The organism is Centipeda noxia ATCC 43541, from assembly GCF_000160555.1.
Taxonomy (GTDB): domain Bacteria; phylum Bacillota; class Negativicutes; order Selenomonadales; family Selenomonadaceae; genus Centipeda; species Centipeda noxia.
Genome location: NZ_GG749281.1, coordinates 187619 through 206313 on the forward strand (window position 1 = coordinate 187619; position 18695 = coordinate 206313).

The following is an 18695-nucleotide window of genomic DNA, read 5'->3' on the forward strand; positions in this document are numbered from 1 at the left end:
ACGTTGATGATAACATCTCTCATGCATGGGCGCAATCTCTTTCGAAAATTTTTCTCATTATTAAGTCTTGACAGGAATGCTATAATGTAACAAAAAATCTTCTAAAAATAGAAAAGGAGTTTCTATGCGAAAGGAAACATTCAACGTCACGGGCATGACCTGCTCGGCGTGTGCGGCGCGCGTGGAACGCGCTGTGAAAAAAATGGAGGGGACGGCGGATGTCTCCGTCAATCTCCTTACGAATACAATGACCCTCGCCTACGATGAGGCGGCGGCCAATCCCGCTGCGATCATTGCGGCGGTGGAGGATGCGGGCTACGGCGCAAGCGTGAAGGGTGCCGCGAGCGCACAGGCAGCCCCGCAGGCGGGAGGTTCGTCAGAGGCGGGTGCGGACACAGCAGAGAAGGAGATCCGTGCGATGCGTTCACGCCTCACGGTGTCGATCCTCTTCCTCCTGCCGACCATGTACATCGCGATGAGCCATATGCTCGCAGGCTGGGGACTTCCCTACGCTGCAGGATTCAAGGAGGTCTTCTGGGGCGCGGAGAACGCGCTGACGTTCGCGCTCGCGCAGTTCGTGCTCATCCTGCCCATCATGTACGTGAACCGCGCGTACTATGTCAACGGGTTCCGCAATCTCCTGCACGGCGCGCCGAATATGGACACGCTCGTCAGCATCGGCTCGATGGCGTCCGCACTCTTCGGCGTGTTCGCCATGTTCCGCATGAGCTGGGGGCTCGGGCACGGCGATCTCGCCCTCGCGGCGGAGTACAGCACGAACCTCTACTTCGAGTCGGCGGGCATGATCGTCACGCTCATTACAGTCGGAAAGTATCTCGAGGCACGCGCCAAGGGACAGACCACAGGCGCACTCAAGGCGCTCATGCAGCTGGCTCCTGCGGAGGCGATCGTCCTGCGCGACGGACGGGAAGTGACCGTCCCCGCCGCATCCCTCGCCCTCGGCGATACCGTCATCGTCCGCCCCGGCGGCCGCATCCCCGTCGACGGCACGGTCACGGAGGGCGCAACGAGCGTCGATGAGTCCGCCATGACGGGCGAGTCCATGCCCATTGCAAAGACAACGGGCGACACCGTGACCTCGGGCACGCTCAACATCGAGGGCACGATCCGCTTCACCGCGACGCGTGTCGGCGAGGACACGACCATCCGCCAGCTGATCCGTCTCGTGGACGATGCGAGCGGGTCCAAGGCACCGATCGCGCGCATTGCCGACCGCGTGTCAGCGTTCTTTGTCCCCGTCGTCATCACGATTGCGCTGGCGGCGGGCGGCATCTGGCTCATGACGGGCGCAAGCATCGAGTTTGCCTTCTCCATCGTGATCTCCATCCTCGTCATCTCCTGCCCCTGCGCGTTGGGTCTCGCAACGCCCGTCGCCATCATGGTCGGTACGGGACGCGGCGCGGCGCACGGGATCCTCATCAAATCGGGCGAGGCACTCGAGACGGCAGGAAACATCGACATCGTCCTCATGGACAAGACGGGCACCCTCACCGAGGGGCGCCCGCAGCTCGTCAGCGTGCGCCCGATCGGGATTTCCGCCGACACGTTGATCTCCCTTGCAGCGGCGCTCGAGGCGGGCAGCGAGCACCCGATTGCCGCAGCGGTTACGGCCTATGCTGCAGAAAAGGGGCTTGCCGTCCCTGACGCTGCAGATTTCCATGCGGTCTTTGGCAAAGGCGTGCGTGCGCGCGTCGCAGACACCGACTGCGCGGCAGGCAATGCGGCGCTCCTTACAGAGCTCGGCATCCCGCTCTCCGATGCGATCGCGGCGGCCCGCGCGGAGATGGCCGAGCGCGGCGAGACTGCCCTCGCGGTCGTACAGGCAGGCCGCATCGCCGGACTCCTCGGCGTGCGCGATGCGGAGAAGCCGACGAGCGCGGCAGCGATCACGCAGATGAAACGCATGGGTCTCACGCCCGTCATGCTCACGGGCGACGATGCGCGCACGGCAAAGGCAATCGCCGAACGGCTCGGCATCACAGAGGTCATTGCAGGTGTCCTGCCCGCAGACAAGCGCGCCCATGTGGAGCGGCTGCAGGGCGAGGGGCACTGCGTTGCCATGATCGGCGACGGCGTGAACGACGCGCCCGCACTCGTGCAGGCGAATCTCGGCATCGCCATCGGTGCCGGTACAGACGTCGCTGTTGACAGTGCGGACGCCGTGCTCGTGCGCAGCGATCTCCTCGACGCAGTTTCCGCCATCCGCCTGTCGCGCAGCGTCATGCGCAACATCAAGGAGAACCTCTTCTGGGCGTTCTTCTACAACGTCATCGGCATCCCGCTCGCGGCGGGCGTGCTCTACCCCTCCCTCGGCATCAAACTCTCGCCGATGATCGGCGCGGCGGCGATGAGCCTCTCGAGCGTCTGCGTCGTGCTGAACGCCCTGCGCCTGCGTTTCTTCGCCATCGAGCATGAGCCGGTCCGCCAGGAGGAGCACACACCGATTGAGGTCATGATAAGCCCCATCGTCCCGGCGATGGATGAGATACGTCAAAGCACGGCGGACAGCTCCGCCGCACAAAGAAAGGAAGATATTATTATGGAAAAGACCATCACTGTCAAGGGCATGACCTGCCCTAACTGCGTCAAGCATGTCACGAAGGCTCTCAGCGGCATGGAGGGTGTCTCCGATGTCGCCGTCGACCTCGAAGCGGGCACGGCGAAGTTCACGGCGAGCCGTGAGATTCCGGACAGCGAGCTCGCTGCCGTCCTCGACGATGCGGGGTATGAACTCGGCTGAGAAGATTCAGCGCATACAAAAACGGTCATTCGGGAAGATGTACTCTCGTATGACCGTTTATTTTATGACATTTTCGATATCTCTGCCCGCATAGAAAATACGGAGAATCGTGACCGCCGCGGCATCCTCATCCACGCGATAGAACGCACAATAGTTGTCTACGGGCATCTTATGAATCCCCATTGACGCCCACGGCTCCCAATCAACCGCAGGATGTCTGCACGGAAACGTATCCAATGCACGGACAGCCTCCCGTATCCGCCCGGTCTGATCCTGCGCCGCCTCTGGCGCCAGCAGCTCCGACGCGATATAACGGTAAATCGCCCGCAAGTCCTCATATGCGGCAGGTGAATACTGCACGCGGTAAGAGCTCATCTGCGAAATTCCTGTGCGAGTGCCGCATCCATCTCATCCGGCGTCATCACGTTTCCTGTGTTCAGGGAGTTCAGCCCCTTCTCAAGTTCACGGTTCAATGCCTGGCGGGGCATCCCGCCAATGGCGACAGGGCGGCACAAACGCGGTTCGTGCCTTTCCTCTGCGGAGGGTATTCGATTATAGTCAATCGCCGCATTTGACATAACGGCACCGCCTTTCCTTTTTGTGCTCATTGTATCAGTTTTTATCACCTGTGACAAGTTCCCCCGCCGCACGGCTGATTTGAGGCAAACGAAATGACCGCCCCGAACAGAGGAAAAGCACATGTCGCCCTCAAATCATAGGCACAGCATATACCTACTCCACCTTTTCTTCGTTTGCTGCAATCACGCAAGCCCCCTTTTTCTGTACGTGCACCAAAAGTATACCGCCTGCATGATTTACAAAACGCCGCATTTATCCTACAATAAATAAATCAATCTGTGAGGTGGTTTGTATGATGGAGGAACAGCTCGGTACATCGCGGCGCGCGGTGTTCATCGAGGGTGTGCACGACGGCGTGCCGATTGCGCTCGGCTATTTTGTCGTGGCGTTCACCCTCGGGATTCTCGCGCAGACGGCGGGACTGACCCCATGGCAGGGCTTCGTGACGAGCATGGTGAACATTGCCTCGGCGGGCGAATACGCAGGCTTCACTGTGATCGCGGCACAGGCGCCCTACCTTGAGATCGCCGTGCTGACCCTCGTTGCAAACGCACGCTACTTCCTCATGGCTGCTGCGCTGACGCAGCGCTTCTCGCCGGAGCTGCCCCTCCTGCACCGCCTCGCCGTGAGTTTCGGCGTGACGGACGAGATCTTCGGCATCACGGTCGCGCGCGGCGGCACACTGGATCCATACTACAACTACGGCGCATTGGCGATCTCCGTCCCCGCATGGTCCGCCGGCACAGCCATCGGCATCGCAGCGGGCGATGTTCTCCCCGCGATGGCGCTGTCCGCACTCTCGGTCGCGCTCTACGGGATGTTCACATGGATCATCCTCCCGCCGACAAAGAAAAGCCGCCCCATCGCCGCCATGGTCGCCGCCAGCTTCGTCCTGTCCGCCGCGGCAGCATATGCTCCCGGCCTGAGCGAGCTCTCGGGCGGCACCCGCACGATCATCCTCACCCTCCTCATCGCCGGAATCGGCGCAGCACTCTGCCCGATCAAGGAAGAACAGGAGGGCCGCAATGCGTGATATATGGATCTACATCGCCGTCATGAGCGCGGTGACCATTGCCATCCGCCTCACCCCGGCGCTTCTCCTGCGGCGCGAGATCAAAAACGTCTTTGTCCGCTCCTTCCTCTTCTACGTCCCCTATGTGACGCTTTCCGTCATGACCTTCCCCGCCATCGTAGAGGCGACGCGCACGCCGCTTGCCGGCGCGGCGGCATTTGCATTTGCCGCCTTCCTCGCGTGGAACGGGGCGAGTCTCTTCCGCTGTGCGGCGGGCGCAAGCATAATGGTGCTGATTGTGGAGGGCATCTATTTTTCGCTGTAATCGACTGTAATTTGCTGAAATGCGTCCGTTAAAAGAAACGAAGGGAGCACGCGCATGGACTTCGACTGCTGGACGGGACTCAAGATCAAAGGGACATCCTACATCATCGCAGAAAAGATTTGCTACAAGGAGAAGGCATCGGACGATGTATGGACAGAGTACGGTCTTATTACGTCCAACAGCAATGATCGCATTTGGCTGACAATCGCAGACAGCGGGCTCTCGTGCAGCCTCTCTCATCCCGTCGCCCGTGTTTCCCCGCCGCAGGGCTACCGCCTGCACGACAAAGGAATGGAGCTCGTCACCGGTGTCTGGGGCGATACGGATGCCGCTGTCGGCGATACGGCAGAGTACGAACAATACGAGAGTGCAGACGGCGCGGAGATGTTCTTCCTCGAGAACTGGGAGGGCACAAAGAGCGGCTCCCGCGGGACGAAGATTGCTGCGTCCGACATCGTTCCCAACGATGCACCGTCTGCCGAACGCGACCGGCTGATGGCAGCTGCATGCAGAAAATCCCTGAACCGCTTCACAAAAAACAGCGTGATTATGGGGGCCACCGTGGCTTATGCCGCCATCATCGCAGCCTTCCTTTTCGGTGGTGTGACCGATCTCGGCAAGGGCGATTGGCATGACTTCCGCCGTTTCGTGAACATGCCCTACGCCCTGCATGAACGGCTTGCCGATGCGCCTTACTATGCGGAGGAAGCGGAGGAGGGTGGTGCGCGCATCTATACGGCACAGATGGATGCGGGGGCGGCTGCGCTCGACCTCATCGAGGGGATGGACGGCAATGTGCAGGACGCCTTTGAGGACGCCGCCGACGCAGAGCACCCCATTGTGATCCGCACTGAGACGGAGACCGCACGCATTACAGCCGTGTCCGACGGCACGGCACGCATTGCCGTCAGGCAGACGAGCCCCGACCTTGCCCCCGCCGCAGATCAGCTCAAACGCGACCACACGCTCGCCCGCTACGCCACGCTTGTGCGCACGGGCGATTCGCGCGGACGCGCCGGCATCGTCACAGAGGGAGCAGACACAAGCGCCCCCGCGACAGCTGCAGATACGGCGAGCTCCCATGCCTCTGCCGCAGAAGCAGCACCCGCACAGACACCCACATCTCCCGAAGGGACACCGCGGCACACGCGCTACCTCGCACACTGACTGCGCCCCCGCACAACTCATATGCAAGATAGGAGAACTCATATGATCTTTCTGCCCGATCTTATGCTCACGGTATTCTACGCCGCGTTCGGCATTCTGCTCATGATTGTGTCGAACATTGTAATGGACTTCTTCATCCCCGGCAACTTCGCCGAGGAGATCCGCCGCGGCAACCGCGCGGTCGCGTGGCTTTCGGCCGGCTCCTTCATCGGCATCGGCGAGATTCTGCGCGCCGTCATCATCTCGCCTGCCTATGATTCGATGACAACGGACTTTGTGCAGGGCGTTGCGGCAAGCGCAGTCTACGCGGCCGTCGGTATTTTCTTCTTCATCATCGGCTTCTTCATCATCAATGCGTGGCACCGCAAATATGGGCTTGCCGAGGAAATCAAACGCGGCAATACAGCGGCGGGGATCTTTGTTTTCGGCATCTTCGTCGGGCTGTCGCTCGTCATCAGCGGCGCGGTGCATTGATGCGAGCTGCGCGCAGCGAAGTGTTCGCGAGGGCGTCATTATGAACAGAAGGAGTACTCTGCATGGAAAACATGGGACGTAAGGCCGCCATCCTCGCCGCTGCATTTGCCTCGGTCAGCGCACTCGGCGCTGCGTATGTCTATCGAAACGACATCGCATATTCATTGTGTGAAATTATTCATCCTGAATGGAATGCCGGCGAGGCGCGCCTCTCGGACGCCTATGACCGCCGCTTCACCCTGCTCAACAACGGCGACGGGACGGAGACAGCGCTCTACGACGACAACACTGCCGTGACCTTTCGCAGCGACGGCGCAGGCAGCCTCGTCTGGCTCTATGGCACGGCGAGCCTCCTCGCCCCCATGGCGCCGAACTATTTTGCGTTTCACGGGTTCTCCTATCCCGGCGGATCCATGGATCTCGCACACATGACATACCGGACAAACGCGCCTCTGTCCCCGCTCCCCGAAGAACCTGCCGCGGCTTCCAAGCAGAACCATGGACACGGCGCATCTCACGTCTTTGCGGGGCGCAGCAGCTACGGTCAAAGAAAGAGCTCTCAGTCCGGCGAGATCAGCCGAAAATCCGGCTTCGGCCAGGCAGGCATCCGCTCCTCGGGAGGATCGTAAGAGATGCAGACAAACCAAAAACCGACCTACATCGACACGCTCGATCCCGACATCTTTACCTACATCCGCTACGGCGACTATGCCGACCGCTACCCCGCGCATACGGCACAGGAGTTCCCGCAGGAAGTCTATGACGAGATGCGCACGGCGTCCGCCGCACTCTTTCGCATCTTCTGCAAGGCGGCGAAGGTCTTTCAGCAGGCGCCGGACAGCTTCGCCCGCGCAATGGATATGCCGGAGGAGCTGCTGCCCTATCTGCGCATTCCAAATGCATTTCATCTACCGACATGGCTTGCACGCTTCGACTTCGTCCTCGACGAGAAAGGGCATATCCGCATGGTTGAGATCAATGCGGATACGCCCTGTTTTATCATTGAATCGTTTTATGCCAACAGCGCTGCGGCCGCGTATTTCGGCAGACAGGATCCGAATGCGGAAGCACTCCCCCAGCTGCGGAGCTTTCTCGCACGCATCCACGATCGTCTCTGCGCGCCCGTTGCCGATCTCCGAACACGGGCGCTCATGCGGCGCACCTTCCTCTTCAGCTGCTTCGATGACTACCCGGAGGATCTTGCGACCACGCGCTTTCTCATGCGTCTCATGCAGGAGGGTGCAGAGCATGGAGATATCTGCTTCCGCTCGTTCTACGAGATGGAGATTGATGCAAAAGGGCTTCCTCTTGCAGACAACGCATATGCATCTGCACTTTATCGTCTGCACCCAATAGAGATTTTGATCGACGAGCGAACGCAGGACGGCGAACCGCTCGGGCAGATGTTCCTGGATCTGTATAGAGAAGGCAAATTCGCCATGATGAATCCGCCCGAAGCGATCATTCTGCAGAACAAGTCCTTTATGGCACTCGTCTATGCCCTCGCACAGACGGAGCAGTTCTTCTCTGCGGAGGAATGTGCGCTCATCCGCCGCTGGCTCGCCCCGTCCTATTTCGAGGACGACTTCGCATCGCTTGCGGACGGCACCTACATCCGCAAGGAGATCTGGGGACGCGAGGGGCGCAGCGTCAGCCTCGTCGAAAAGCGCGGCGGACGGGCGGCAAAGGTCCTGGAGAAGCAGCCCGACAACGCGGATGACATCATCTGCCGCGAGAGCCGCGCCGCAATGTATCAGGACTTCATCCGCCAGCCGCGCTTTGTCCACACCGTCGATTCCGGCACGACGGATGGCTGCCTGACGCTCTCGTGCTTCATGCTCTTCGACCGGCCCTCTGCCGTCGGCGCACGCTTTTCCCCCGAGGAGATTGCGGGCACGGAGGCATATTTCGTCCCGCTGGTCATTTCGCAAAAATAAGAAACACACGTTTCTTTTCTCTGGCTTTTGTGCTATAATATTTCCAGGTGACTGACGATCGCAGGTTTTCTCCCGCAAGGGAGGTGATGTGCATTTGAGCCTGTATGAAATACTCTCGCTCGTGCTAGCGGCGGCAACGCTCGCGGTCAACATCATATTCTTGTTCCTGGAATAGGCAAGAAAAAAGAACCTTACGCAAGGTAACGAAGGCTCTTTCTTCAAGAACATATTTGATTCTAGGGAGAGACCGACGGAACCACTCGTCAGTCACTCTTTTTGTGTCTTCATTATACCCGCGCGGTCAGGCCTTGTCAAGCTTCGCCCTGCCGGCACCGCTCCCAGAGGTTTCCGAGGAGGAAAAAGAGGAGCGAGACCGTGATGCCGACGGCAATGGGGTGCAGCCCGAGCGGCTTGAAGCCCGCCGCCATCGCCGTGCAGTAGACGAGTATGCCGCCCGCCATTGATGCGAGCGCGCCCGTGCGCGTCGCCCAATTCGTAAAGAGACCGAACACGAGCACCCAGAAGAACGCCGTCTCAAGGCCTCCGAACGCGAACATATTGATGAGCCAGATGAGCGAGGGCGGGGAGACGGCGAGGAGGAACACGACGATGCCGAGCGCGGCGGTGACGCCCATCGAGAGACGACTCAGGGTCTCTTCGGGAACATCCCGGCCGCGCTTTTGCATATGGTGGAGGTAGACGTCCTTCACCACGGCGGAAGAGGCGACAATGAGCACGCCCGAAATAGTCGAGATCGACGCCGCAAGCGGTCCGATGATCGCAAGCCCGAGGAGCGCGGGCGGCATGACGTGCGCCATCAGCTGCGGGATCACGCTGTCCACCCCGCCGAGCGCCTGTGCAGGAACGCCGAGCACGCCGCGTCCGAGCACGCCGACGAGATTTACCGCGATGTTCATAAAGGCAATGACAACCGTCCCGATGATCATAGCCCGGTGCATGTCGCGGCCGCTCCGATAGCTGATGCCGCGCACAACCGACTGCGGCAGGGCAATCGTGAGTGCCCCGACGAGCAGCCACTGCGAAACATACAGCGAAATCGGCATGCGCCCCGCGGCCGTCGGCGTCAGCATCTCCGGATGCGTACTGCGGAGCTCCGCGAGAATCGCCGCAAGCCCGCCGCCGGCATCGAGCACATAGTAGAAGAGCAGAACAATGCCGAGCATCATCACGATCGCGCAGCAGGTATCCGTCAGCGCGACCGCGCGGAAGCCCCCGATCGACGTATAGACAACGACCACAACGCCAAAGAGGATAAGCCCCAGCTCATAGCTGTACCCTGTAACCGCGGCGAAAAGCTGCGCCCCGCCGACGAACTGCGCGACCATCGAGGCCGCAAAGAACACAACGATCGCTAGTGCTGCAATCGCCGCCAGCGCATCCGACTGATAGCGGTGCCGAATGATATCGACAATCGTGACGGCATGGATGCGGCGCGCGAGGCGCGCCACCTTCTTTCCGAAGATGCCGAGCACGAGGAAGATGGTCATGGTCTGAATGACCGCCATATAGATCCAGCCGAAGCCGATCTCATACGCCATGCCCGGACCGCCGACAAACGAACTGACCGAGCTGTACGTCGCGACCATCGTCATCGCGAGCACGAACGCGCCGAGCGTCTGCCCGCCGACAAAGTAGCCGGAGAGGAATCCGCCCGCATGGCTCTGCCGCCGCACGTACACGCCGAGCGCAAGCATCGCCGCCATGAAACCGAGAAGAGGAAGGAGCACCATGAGATTCCCGCTCATCGGACATCCCCCTCTCCATGCGCATCGAGAGATACATCCTCTGCCGCCCATGCGAGATACAAGGCCAGCACCGTGCCCACAACAAGCACGCCGACCGTTGACGTCACCGCCCAGAGCGGAAAGCCCGCGATCGTCACCTCGGATTCTGCAAGGCCGAATCCGAGCGCCGTCCAGAGTACGGCAAAGATCACTCCTGCGGCTGCGGTACGCCTCGCCTCACGAGCGATGGCGTCCGCGGCCTTTTTTTCATCCTGCATGATGAAACCTCCTATGAAATTCCTGCTGTCAGAGGCACATGGAGGAAGCACCGATAAATACAGCGATTCCTTGGCTCTCCGCAGCGCATAAATAAGATACCGATCTATCCTATCACATCCGAACGTGAAGCGCAATCATCACCGTTTCAAAACATGCCGGCATCTTCCTTTCAATAAGTTCCGGTAAATTGCATCAGCATAAGAAAGCCGCTTGATTCTTTGGAGAAAAACGTATAAAATATAAATTATCTTTAGAGATCTCTCATTGAAAGGAAGCGAAATTTTGGGCATCAAACAAAAACTGCTCCTGATGGGCACGCTCATGGCAGTCCTTGTCGCAGCCATCTGCGGCATCGGCTACTACAAAGCGCAGGACGCGCTCACGGAGAGCACATCGAACGAGATCGAAGCTCTTCTCAATGTCGAGGCCGCCTCCATCGACGGCTGGCTCATTCAGAAGAAGCAGCAGGCAGTGAGCGCCGCGAATCTGCTCGCGGCATACGACGGCAATCCCGTCTCGATGGACCGCGAGATGATGAGTCTTGCCTCCGATGACAAGGACATCCTCGACCTCGCCAACGGTGCGGAGGACGGCCGCTTCATCAGCTGGAATGACGGCGATATCTCGGCGATCGACCCGCGCGGGCGCGACTGGTACAAGGAGGGCAAGGCCGCGGGCAAGGCGGTCTTTACCGAGGTCTATCAGGATGCTGTATCGAAAAAGATGGTGGTTTCCGTTTCCGCTCCCTACAACGGGAAAAACGGGGCATTTGCAGGCGCCGTCTGCTCAGACATCACCCTCGACACGCTCGCCGCGCGCGTTGCCAATCTGAAGTACCATGGGCAGGGCTCGGGTATCATCATCGACAAGAATGGCCTCATCATCGCCTCCTCCGAGGGAGAAGCGATGCATAAGGCGGACGAGACCCCCTTGCTGAAGGGCCGCTTCTCTGAGATGCAGCAGAAGAAGAATGGCTACTTCGCCACGGAAAAGGACGGCGAGAAACAGATCGTCGCCTACGCGACCGTTCCCTCCACCGGCTGGATCATCGGGATTGCCGTACCGGAGAGCGTCGCCTTTGCACAGCTGAACAGCCTCAAGGTCACCTACGCAGGGCTGACCATTCTCGGCGTTCTGCTCGTCGCAGGCATCATCTTCGCCCTCCTGCGCTTTGCCGCGACGATCACCGGCGCGACCGAGCGCCTCATGAACCACGTCGGGGCACTCGCAAAGGGCGAGCTGAACCTGCCCGACATCCCCGTCACCTCGCAGGATGAACTCGGACAGCTCGCCGCGAATTTCAACGCAATGATGAAGAGCATCCGCGACGTCATCCGCCAGGTTGCAGGCACCGCCGAACAGCTCGCCGCAGCCTCCGAGCAGCTCACCGCAGGCGCGCACCAGATGGCAGACTCTGCGACTGAGATCGCGGGCACTGTCACCGTCGTTGCCAACGGCACGGACCAGCAGCTTGAGAGTCTCGCCGACGCAAAGAAGAACATCGGCGAAGTCTCGAACGACATCGATCGCATGACAGACAAGGCAGCACAGGTTGCCGACAGTTCCGTCCAGACGGCAGACGCCGCCGCACGCGGCGAGGCTCTGATGAACGACGCCATGACGAAGATGAGCGGCATCGAACAGAGCGTCCTGCGCTCCGCGGAGGTCGTCGAGAAGCTCGGAGAGAGCTCCAAGCAGATCGGCGAGATCGTCGAGACCATCTCCGCCATCGCCGAGCAGACGAACCTCCTCGCCCTCAACGCAGCCATCGAGGCAGCGCGCGCAGGCGAGACGGGGCGCGGCTTTGCCGTCGTCGCCGAGGAGGTCCGCAAGCTCGCTGAGCAGTCGCGCGAAGCAGCCGAGCAGATCAAGGAGCGCATCAGCAGCGTCCAGCACGACACGGAGCAGGCCGTCGCCGCCATGCAGAGCGGAACGACCGAGGTGCAGGCGGGCACGAGCGCCATCCACGAGGTCGGCGCGCAGTTCGAGAGCATCATGCGCATGGTCGACGGGATCAAGGAACAGATGGCAGACATCAACGCCTCCATGCAGACCGTCGCCAAGGGCACGGAGCGCGTCGTCGCGTCCGCAGACACGGTTCACGAGATCAGCCAGGCCACGGCAGAGAACATGCAGAACATCTCCTCCTCGTCCGAGTCGCAGTCCGCCTCGAGCGAAGAGATCGCCTCCGCCTCGCAGTCGCTGGCAACACTTGCGACCGACCTGCAGAACACCACGAGCAAATTCAAGCTCTGAGAGCATATGCAAAGATACCCCGCGGCGTTTGCTGCGGGGTATTTTCGTGCGGAGATCCATTGCTTTTCTTCGCGCGCTGACGCTATAATACAGACATCCCCCTCTCAAAAAAGATGCCATGCTCCCTTCCGAGAAAAGGGCACGGCATGTGCCCGAACTCTGCGCACTTTTTAGAAAGGCCTCCCATGACCGACATCATCGACATCCACACGCATACGATCGCCAGCATGCACGCGTACAGCACCATCCGGGAAATGGCGGCAGCGGCGAAGGAAAAGGGGCTCGCGCTCCTGGGCATCTCCGACCATGCGCCCGCGATGCCCGGCACCTTTCACGAGCTGTACTTCCACAACTTCAAGGTCATCCGCCCCGCCGCCTACGGCATTGATCTCATCATGGGCGCGGAGCTGAACGTCCTGGACCACACAGGCGCGGTTGACCTGCCGGAAAAGGCGCTGAAAAAACTCCACTACGCCATTGCGAGCCTGCACGATCTCGTCATCGCTCCGGGTTCGCAGGAGGAAAATACCGCCGCCCTCCTCGGCGCGATGGAGAATCCCTATGTCACCATCATCGGGCACCCCGACAATCCCGTCTACCCGATCGACTTCGATGCGCTCGCCCGTGCGGCCGCAGCGCAGCACATCCTCATCGAGGCGAACAACTCCTCGCACAACCCCGGCGGCAGCCGTCCCGGCTCGGATCTCCTCGCGCGCGATCTGCTCGCCGCCTGCCGGCGCCACGGCGCGCATATCATCATGGGCAGCGACGCGCACATCGACATCGATGTCGGCGAACACGGCTATACGCGCGCCATCCTCGCAGAGACGGATTTCCCGGATGAACTCGTCCTGAACGGTGATCCCGCGCGCCTCAAAGCATGGATTCGGGAGCGGCACGCCCTGAATGCCGTGCATGGGTTGGATTATTTTTCTTAATTTCTGTCGCTTTATCGTTATTTATATCTATTTATTGTTCTTTATGCCGTCCGCGCAAAGAAAAGCACCTGCCGCAGGTTTTTCCCTCGCAGGTGCTCTTTTTTTATGCGGTTCCGTTCTCGTTCCCCCGTGCGGGCACGCTTATGCAGAAATCTCAGCCCCGACCGATCGCGGCATCCTTCGCCCGCTCTCCTGAGGGGCAGAATGTGCGCCGTCTACTTTCTGCTCACAACGGCGATATAGGAGAACTCCTTGTTGTGATCGAAGAAGAAGTTGAACATCCTGCGGAAGCGATCGATGTTCTCCGTGCGCAGTCCGTTGCGGATGATCTTCATCGCGCCGTCGAACCCTTCGTCGCGTACGAGACCCGCCGGATCGAGGAGGGTCATGTCGCCCGTCTGCACCTCTGTCGCAAAGCCCGCATCGTGGAAGAGACGCTCCCACATCTCCTGCGGGAGCGGGTCGACGTTCACATTGATCGCGCGCGAGATGCCCGCCCGCAATTCTCCTGCCTGTTCTTCGTTTGAAACCCGCAGAGCGACATCATGCGTGAGGAGGGTTCCGCCCGGCTTCAGCACGCGGAAGTATTCGGCAATCGCCTTTTTCTTGTTTTCGCGCGGCAGCATCGTGAGCATCGCCTCGTTGATGACGACGTCAAAGCTCTCGTCGGGGAACGGCAGCGCCATCGCGTTGCCCTCGACCACGTCGATCACATCCTCCATGCCGTTCTTCGCAATGTTTGCACGCGCCTTTGCGAGCGCCGCGGGATTCATATCCAGCCCTGTAATGCGGCAGCCGTGTGCCTCCGCGAGCGCGATCATCGTCGTCCCCATATTGCAGGCGACCTCGAGCACGCGCGTATCCGCCGTAAAGTCTGCGTGTCCGAGCAGCCACTCCGTCGCCTCGCGTCCGCCCGGACGCAGGCGGGTCTTGCCGAGCCGCGCGAGGAACTCATGTCCCATCTCAGGCTTCTTCTCTTCTGCCATCGGAATCACTCCCATCTATATCATTAAAAGCAGCTATTCATCTATTCCGTCAGTATAGTTGAGAATTATCCCCAATTCCGTTGCAGAAGCCACACATCCGAAAAAAGTGCAAAAAAATAACGCGCCCAATCGGGCCCGCCGTCTGTGCGCATCCGATGGAAAGCGCGTTTCGCAGAAGAAACGAGGCGCCCTCATGCAAGACGCCCCTTTCGCTGCTATCCCCCGCCGCCGTGGAGTGTTGTTTGGTCAGCTTTCCTCCGGACTCCACACCGTATCCGCAAAGAGCCCGAGCGACTCGCCCGGCAGCGCACGCTGCGCGGAGATCTCGAACGGAACTTTCTGCGCGCGTACGCAGGCGATCGCGAACATATTGATCGCCGTGGACATGTTCATGCCGACGGCGCCGCAGAAATTCTCAAAGTTCTTCTTGAGGTCAGCGTCCATGCGGATGCTGATGCTGGTCTGTGCCATGTATGACATCTCCTTTACAAGTTCGATGCTTTTTCTTAGGATATCATATTTCACACGGCGTTGCAAGAGCTGCATCCGCTCCCGCGCGCAGTTTTCGCAGAAGGTTCGCCTTGCTCTTGCTCACTGCCCCGGCGGATGTGCCGAGCAGGGCCGCGATGCGGCGCAGGGTAAGATCGCTGAAATAGTGAAGGGACAGGATCTTCTTCTCCCGCTCTGTGAGCCGGTGCATCGCGCGTGCGAGAATGCCGCGCACAAGAAGGCGCAGATCCGCGCATGCCGTCGGCTCGTCCGTTCCGCCGCAGCGCTCCCACACATCGCGGCCCTCAGCATCCTGTTCGGGATGGCTAGTGCGCTCCCAGAGGCGCCGCTCACGGCGAAACTCCGTGTAGAGCGCCGAGTGAATGCGCGTCTTGGCGAAGGCCGCAAACGGTGCGCCGTGCTGCGGGTCGTAGTCGTGCAGTGCCTCGACGAAGGCGAGCGCCGCGATATTTTCCGCATCGGCCGAAAGAGCTGCATTCCGCAGATACGAGGCGCGGGATTCCCGGATGATCAGCCCGCGATAGCGCGCGTTCATCTCCGCCGCCGCCTGCGCATCTCCATGCACTGCACGCGCGATCAAGGCGTCCTCCTCCGCCTTTGGGAGCGGCGGATATTCGTTCCGATTCATTCAATCTTCCTCCTTCAGACAACTGTATTCTGAAAGAGAGTATATCGAGAACATATGTACGCTGCAAATTGCCTATCAGCGCGATGGAGATGAAAATGGCGCCGTCGCCGTCTTTTTCTCCGCCCGATCAGCCCACCCATCGCGCCGATACGAAAAAAAGCCGCAGATTTTTCTCTGCGGCAGTTCTGTACAATGATAGGATCGGCATGCCCACATCAATCGCATGACACACCTGCGGAAGCGGTAAAGAAGACCTACGGCCCCCGATCAGAGAGAGATCCGGCCGAACTCCTCGAGCATATCGCGCAGGCTCATTCCGCTCGTGCCGCTCAGGACGCCGGAGCGCTCCCCGGGCGCCTGTTTCATCTTTGCGACAATCGCATCGAACAGGTCGTCCTCGATCGATCCGGGGACGAGTTTCTCCCAGTTGGCGTTTTCATAGGGGCGTTCCTTGATCGCGTTCTCGGGGCGGCCTGTTACCTCAAGCTCCGAGATGAACATGATCTCGCGCCGCTGCGGACTGATGTAGTAGTGTTCCAAGAAGTACTTGCTCGGGCGGGCATCCGTGCCCCCCTCTGCGGTATTCCCCTCCGTGTTCTCGACCAGGCGGACCCATGCCTCGATCATGCGCTCTGAGCCGCTGTTCGGCCGCGGCACCCACCGGGAGTTCTTGGAGTCCAAATAGTAGGTGAACCCGTTGTCCGTAAACAGCGTCTTATAGCGCGCCTTCTTTTCGCGCTTCGCCTCCGCCTTCTTTGCGGCGCGCGCGGCCTTTTTCTCCGCCTTTGCCTCCGCGCGGTCGGCGTTGCGCTGGGCCTTGGCGTCGGCCTGCTGCTCCGTCGTGACCGCCGCATCGGGCTGCGCCGCCGTCTCTGCAGGCGGTGCGGCAAATACGAGCAGCATGACCGCGCCGGCCGCGAGACCTCTCCATCGTTTCATCTCGTTATCCCCCTATCGAAAAACTTCCTGCATCCGGTGTCCGGCTGCCGCGCATCGATCCCCCCGAACGCGCCTTTGCGGAAAAACGGTACAGCAAACACATCTTCTTTGACCTGAATAATCTTCGACATGAACGTCCGAAACCCTTTTGTACGGGGAAATTATTTCAGCGGCGCACGCTCCGGCAGACCCGCGCGCCGCGGATACCCCTTCGGCGTCGGGCGCTCCTTCGTCACGGCGAGAATCGCACGTACATCATCAAGACCGGGGAGCCGCACGGGGCGTGCACTGATCGCACCGCCGCCGAGGATCTCCGCCGCGCGTTTCCCCTCCGCCTGCTCGGCGGCATAGGCGCGCCCCTTGAGCGCGAGCAGCGTCCCGCCTGTGCGCACGAACGGCAGCGTATACTCGAGCAGCACCGGCAGACGTGCGACGGCTCTGCTCACGGCGATGTCATAGCGCGCGCGGTGCTCCGGCCGGCGCGCTGCCTCCTCTGCGCGCGCGTGGATGCAGCGCACATTCCGGAGCTCCATTGCCGCCGCCGCTTCCGTGAGGAATTTCACGCGTTTGCCGAGCGCATCCATCAGCGTCACCTCTATCTTTGGTGCATAGACCGCGAGCGGGATCCCGGGCAGGCCCGCGCCTGTCCCGACATCGATGAGCGTGCGTGCGGGTGCAAAGAGCTTCGCATCGTACGCCGTCAGGCTGTCGATGATATGCTTCACCGCAACATCCTCGGGCGCCGTCAGAGCCGTGAGATTCATGCGCTCGTTCCACGCGATGAGCAGACGGTTGTAGACGGCGCACTGTTCGATCTGCACAGCCGTCAGCGCAAGGCCTGCCTCTGCCGCGTGCACTGCCAGGATCTCCTCAAACGGGGTCATGGATGCTCCCTTCTCTGATTTATCCTTCACTGCGGATGAGCACAACCGCGGCATCGTTCACATTCGTTCCCGTCGGCCCCGTGATGATGAGTCCGCCCACGGAGTTCAGCGCAGGGTAGGCATCATTCTCAGCGAGCGCCTCTGCCGCGCTCTTTCCCGCGCGTGCAAGCGCCGCCGTCGTCATGCCGTCGACGTAGCCGCCCGCCGCATCCGTCGGGCCGTCCGTCCCGTCGCTGCCGACGCTGAACACGGCGACGTTCGAAAGGCCCGCGATGCCCTCTGCCGCCGCGAGCGCGAGCTCCTGATTGCGCCCGCCGCGCCCCTTCCCCTTTACCTGCACGACAGTCTCACCGCCCGCAATGTAGGCAAGCGAACCGTCCTCCGCATGGCTGCGCGCAATCGCCGCGAGGAACCGCCCCGCCTCGCGCGCCTCCGAGTTCAGCTGATCCGTCAGGAGGATCGGCGTATAGCCGCGCCTCTGCGCAGCAGCTGCGGCCGCTGCGCAGAACTCGCGCACGCTGCCCGTGATCACCGTCGTGACATTCGGCAGCACCGCAGGCAGCGGTTCATCCAGGAGCGCCCGCGCGGCAGGAGAGAGACGGAGGCCGTATTTCGCCGCGACCCGATGCGCGTCCTCCGCCGTCGAGGCATCGGGATGTGCGGGGCCCGAGGCGATCATATCGAGCGGATCGCCGAGGATGTCGCTGAGCACGATCGAGAATACCTGCGCGGGCGCGCAGTGTTCCGCGAACCGGCCGCCCTTCACCGCGCTCATGCGCTTCCTGAGGGTGTTCATCTCCACGATGTCCGCCCCGGAGGCAAGCAGCTGATGCGTGAGATCCATCAGCTCCTCTGCGGGGATCAGCGGCTTTTCAAAGAGCGCGCTCCCGCCGCCTGAGAGGAGAAAGAGCACCGTGTCCTCCGCCGTCAGATCTGCCGTGAGGCGGAGCACCTCCTCCGTCGCCGCGAACGAGTTCTCGTCCGGCACGGGGTGTCCCGCCTCCATGCAGGAAATGCGCGGGAGATCGCCCATCACATGATCGTATTTCGTAATCACAATCCCGCGGTCGATGCGCTCCCCGAGCACGTCCGCCGCCGCACGCGCCATCTGCCACGCCGCCTTGCCGACTGCGGCGAGCACAATGCGCCCTCCGGCGAACCGATGTCCATGCAGCGCCTTCTGCACTGCCGCGTCCGGCAGGATTGCCGCCAGGGCCTCCTCGATGATGCCGTCGGCATCGCTGCGCAGATTCATGATCATCGCTCTCCTTTCCT

General features: G+C 60.9%; 19 protein-coding genes. 9 read left to right on the forward strand and 10 right to left on the reverse strand.

Annotated elements, in window-relative coordinates; translation table 11 throughout:
* Window positions 1–124 precede the first annotated feature (124 nt).
* Window positions 125–2761, forward strand: a complete 2637-nt coding sequence (locus HMPREF7545_RS07795) for a heavy metal translocating P-type ATPase (protein WP_006695170.1) — start codon at window positions 125–127, stop codon at window positions 2759–2761.
* A gap of 57 nt (window positions 2762–2818) precedes the next feature.
* On the opposite strand, the gene HMPREF7545_RS07800 is transcribed toward HMPREF7545_RS07795, so the two are convergent.
* Entirely contained in the window at window positions 2819–3136 is a 318-nt protein-coding gene (locus HMPREF7545_RS07800) for a type II toxin-antitoxin system RelE/ParE family toxin (protein ID WP_006695171.1), read from the reverse strand.
* Window positions 3133–3339 (reverse strand): hypothetical protein, encoded by a 207-nt coding sequence (locus HMPREF7545_RS07805; protein ID WP_050752691.1) that lies wholly within the window; start codon window positions 3337–3339, stop codon window positions 3133–3135. Before HMPREF7545_RS07805 ends, HMPREF7545_RS07800 begins: the two co-directional genes overlap by 4 nt.
* Window positions 3340–3632: 293 nt before the next feature.
* On the opposite strand from HMPREF7545_RS07805, the gene HMPREF7545_RS07810 reads away from it, so the two are divergent.
* The 6 genes from HMPREF7545_RS07810 to HMPREF7545_RS07835 all read left to right on the forward strand — a co-directional run bounded on the left by HMPREF7545_RS07810 (window position 3633) and on the right by HMPREF7545_RS07835 (window position 8255).
* Window positions 3633–4373 carry an AzlC family ABC transporter permease gene (locus tag HMPREF7545_RS07810; protein ID WP_006695173.1) on the forward strand — a complete coding sequence of 247 codons (741 nt, stop codon included), beginning with the start codon at window positions 3633–3635 and terminating at the stop codon, window positions 4371–4373.
* Window positions 4366–4677 carry an AzlD domain-containing protein gene (locus HMPREF7545_RS07815; protein ID WP_006695174.1) on the forward strand — a complete coding sequence of 104 codons (312 nt, stop codon included), beginning with the start codon at window positions 4366–4368 and terminating at the stop codon, window positions 4675–4677. Before HMPREF7545_RS07810 ends, HMPREF7545_RS07815 begins: the two co-directional genes overlap by 8 nt.
* Window positions 4678–4731: 54 nt before the next feature.
* Entirely contained in the window at window positions 4732–5844 is a 1113-nt protein-coding gene (locus tag HMPREF7545_RS07820; RefSeq protein ID WP_006695175.1) for a DUF4178 domain-containing protein, read from the forward strand.
* A 42-nt stretch (window positions 5845–5886) separates the two neighbouring features.
* A complete protein-coding gene (locus tag HMPREF7545_RS07825) occupies window positions 5887–6318 on the forward strand; it encodes a DUF350 domain-containing protein (protein ID WP_006695176.1) in 432 nt (143 codons plus the stop codon).
* A 62-nt stretch (window positions 6319–6380) separates the two neighbouring features.
* Window positions 6381–6947 carry a hypothetical protein gene (locus tag HMPREF7545_RS07830; protein WP_006695177.1) on the forward strand — a complete coding sequence of 189 codons (567 nt, stop codon included), beginning with the start codon at window positions 6381–6383 and terminating at the stop codon, window positions 6945–6947.
* Window positions 6948–6950: 3 nt separating this feature from the next.
* Window positions 6951–8255, forward strand: a complete 1305-nt coding sequence (locus HMPREF7545_RS07835) for a glutathionylspermidine synthase family protein (protein ID WP_006695178.1) — start codon at window positions 6951–6953, stop codon at window positions 8253–8255.
* A 311-nt stretch (window positions 8256–8566) separates the two neighbouring features.
* On the opposite strand, the gene panF is transcribed toward HMPREF7545_RS07835, so the two are convergent.
* Together panF and HMPREF7545_RS07845 are read right to left on the reverse strand one after the other, a co-directional pair.
* Entirely contained in the window at window positions 8567–10021 is a 1455-nt protein-coding gene (gene panF / locus HMPREF7545_RS07840; protein ID WP_006695179.1) for a sodium/pantothenate symporter, read from the reverse strand.
* Window positions 10018–10278 carry a DUF997 family protein gene (locus HMPREF7545_RS07845; RefSeq protein ID WP_006695180.1) on the reverse strand — a complete coding sequence of 87 codons (261 nt, stop codon included), beginning with the start codon at window positions 10276–10278 and terminating at the stop codon, window positions 10018–10020. Before HMPREF7545_RS07845 ends, panF begins: the two co-directional genes overlap by 4 nt.
* A gap of 283 nt (window positions 10279–10561) precedes the next feature.
* On the opposite strand from HMPREF7545_RS07845, the gene HMPREF7545_RS07850 reads away from it, so the two are divergent.
* Window positions 10562–12535, forward strand: coding sequence for a methyl-accepting chemotaxis protein (locus tag HMPREF7545_RS07850; RefSeq protein WP_040571309.1), 1974 nt, complete (start codon window positions 10562–10564; stop codon window positions 12533–12535).
* Between the two features lie 185 nt (window positions 12536–12720).
* Window positions 12721–13473: a phosphatase gene (locus HMPREF7545_RS07855; protein ID WP_006695182.1), complete on the forward strand. Its 753-nt coding sequence runs from the start codon at window positions 12721–12723 to the stop codon at window positions 13471–13473.
* Window positions 13474–13688: 215 nt separating this feature from the next.
* On the opposite strand, the gene HMPREF7545_RS07860 is transcribed toward HMPREF7545_RS07855, so the two are convergent.
* The 6 genes from HMPREF7545_RS07860 to HMPREF7545_RS07885 form a co-directional block, all read right to left on the reverse strand.
* Window positions 13689–14459 carry a class I SAM-dependent methyltransferase gene (locus HMPREF7545_RS07860; protein WP_040571310.1) on the reverse strand — a complete coding sequence of 257 codons (771 nt, stop codon included), beginning with the start codon at window positions 14457–14459 and terminating at the stop codon, window positions 13689–13691.
* A gap of 246 nt (window positions 14460–14705) precedes the next feature.
* The gene (locus HMPREF7545_RS07865) at window positions 14706–14930 is read right to left on the reverse strand and encodes a type II toxin-antitoxin system RelB/DinJ family antitoxin (RefSeq protein WP_006696549.1); all 225 of its coding nucleotides are present in this window, start codon (window positions 14928–14930) and stop codon (window positions 14706–14708) included.
* A 43-nt stretch (window positions 14931–14973) separates the two neighbouring features.
* Window positions 14974–15597, reverse strand: a complete 624-nt coding sequence (locus tag HMPREF7545_RS07870; protein ID WP_006695186.1) for a sigma-70 family RNA polymerase sigma factor — start codon at window positions 15595–15597, stop codon at window positions 14974–14976.
* A gap of 267 nt (window positions 15598–15864) precedes the next feature.
* Window positions 15865–16536 carry a hypothetical protein gene (locus tag HMPREF7545_RS07875; RefSeq protein WP_006695188.1) on the reverse strand — a complete coding sequence of 224 codons (672 nt, stop codon included), beginning with the start codon at window positions 16534–16536 and terminating at the stop codon, window positions 15865–15867.
* 161 nt (window positions 16537–16697) lie between these two features.
* Window positions 16698–17420, reverse strand: coding sequence for a 16S rRNA (guanine(527)-N(7))-methyltransferase RsmG (gene rsmG / locus HMPREF7545_RS07880; RefSeq protein ID WP_006695190.1), 723 nt, complete (start codon window positions 17418–17420; stop codon window positions 16698–16700).
* Window positions 17421–17439: 19 nt separating this feature from the next.
* Window positions 17440–18681, reverse strand: coding sequence for a glycerate kinase type-2 family protein (locus tag HMPREF7545_RS07885; RefSeq protein ID WP_006695191.1), 1242 nt, complete (start codon window positions 18679–18681; stop codon window positions 17440–17442).
* Window positions 18682–18695: the final 14 nt, after the last annotated feature.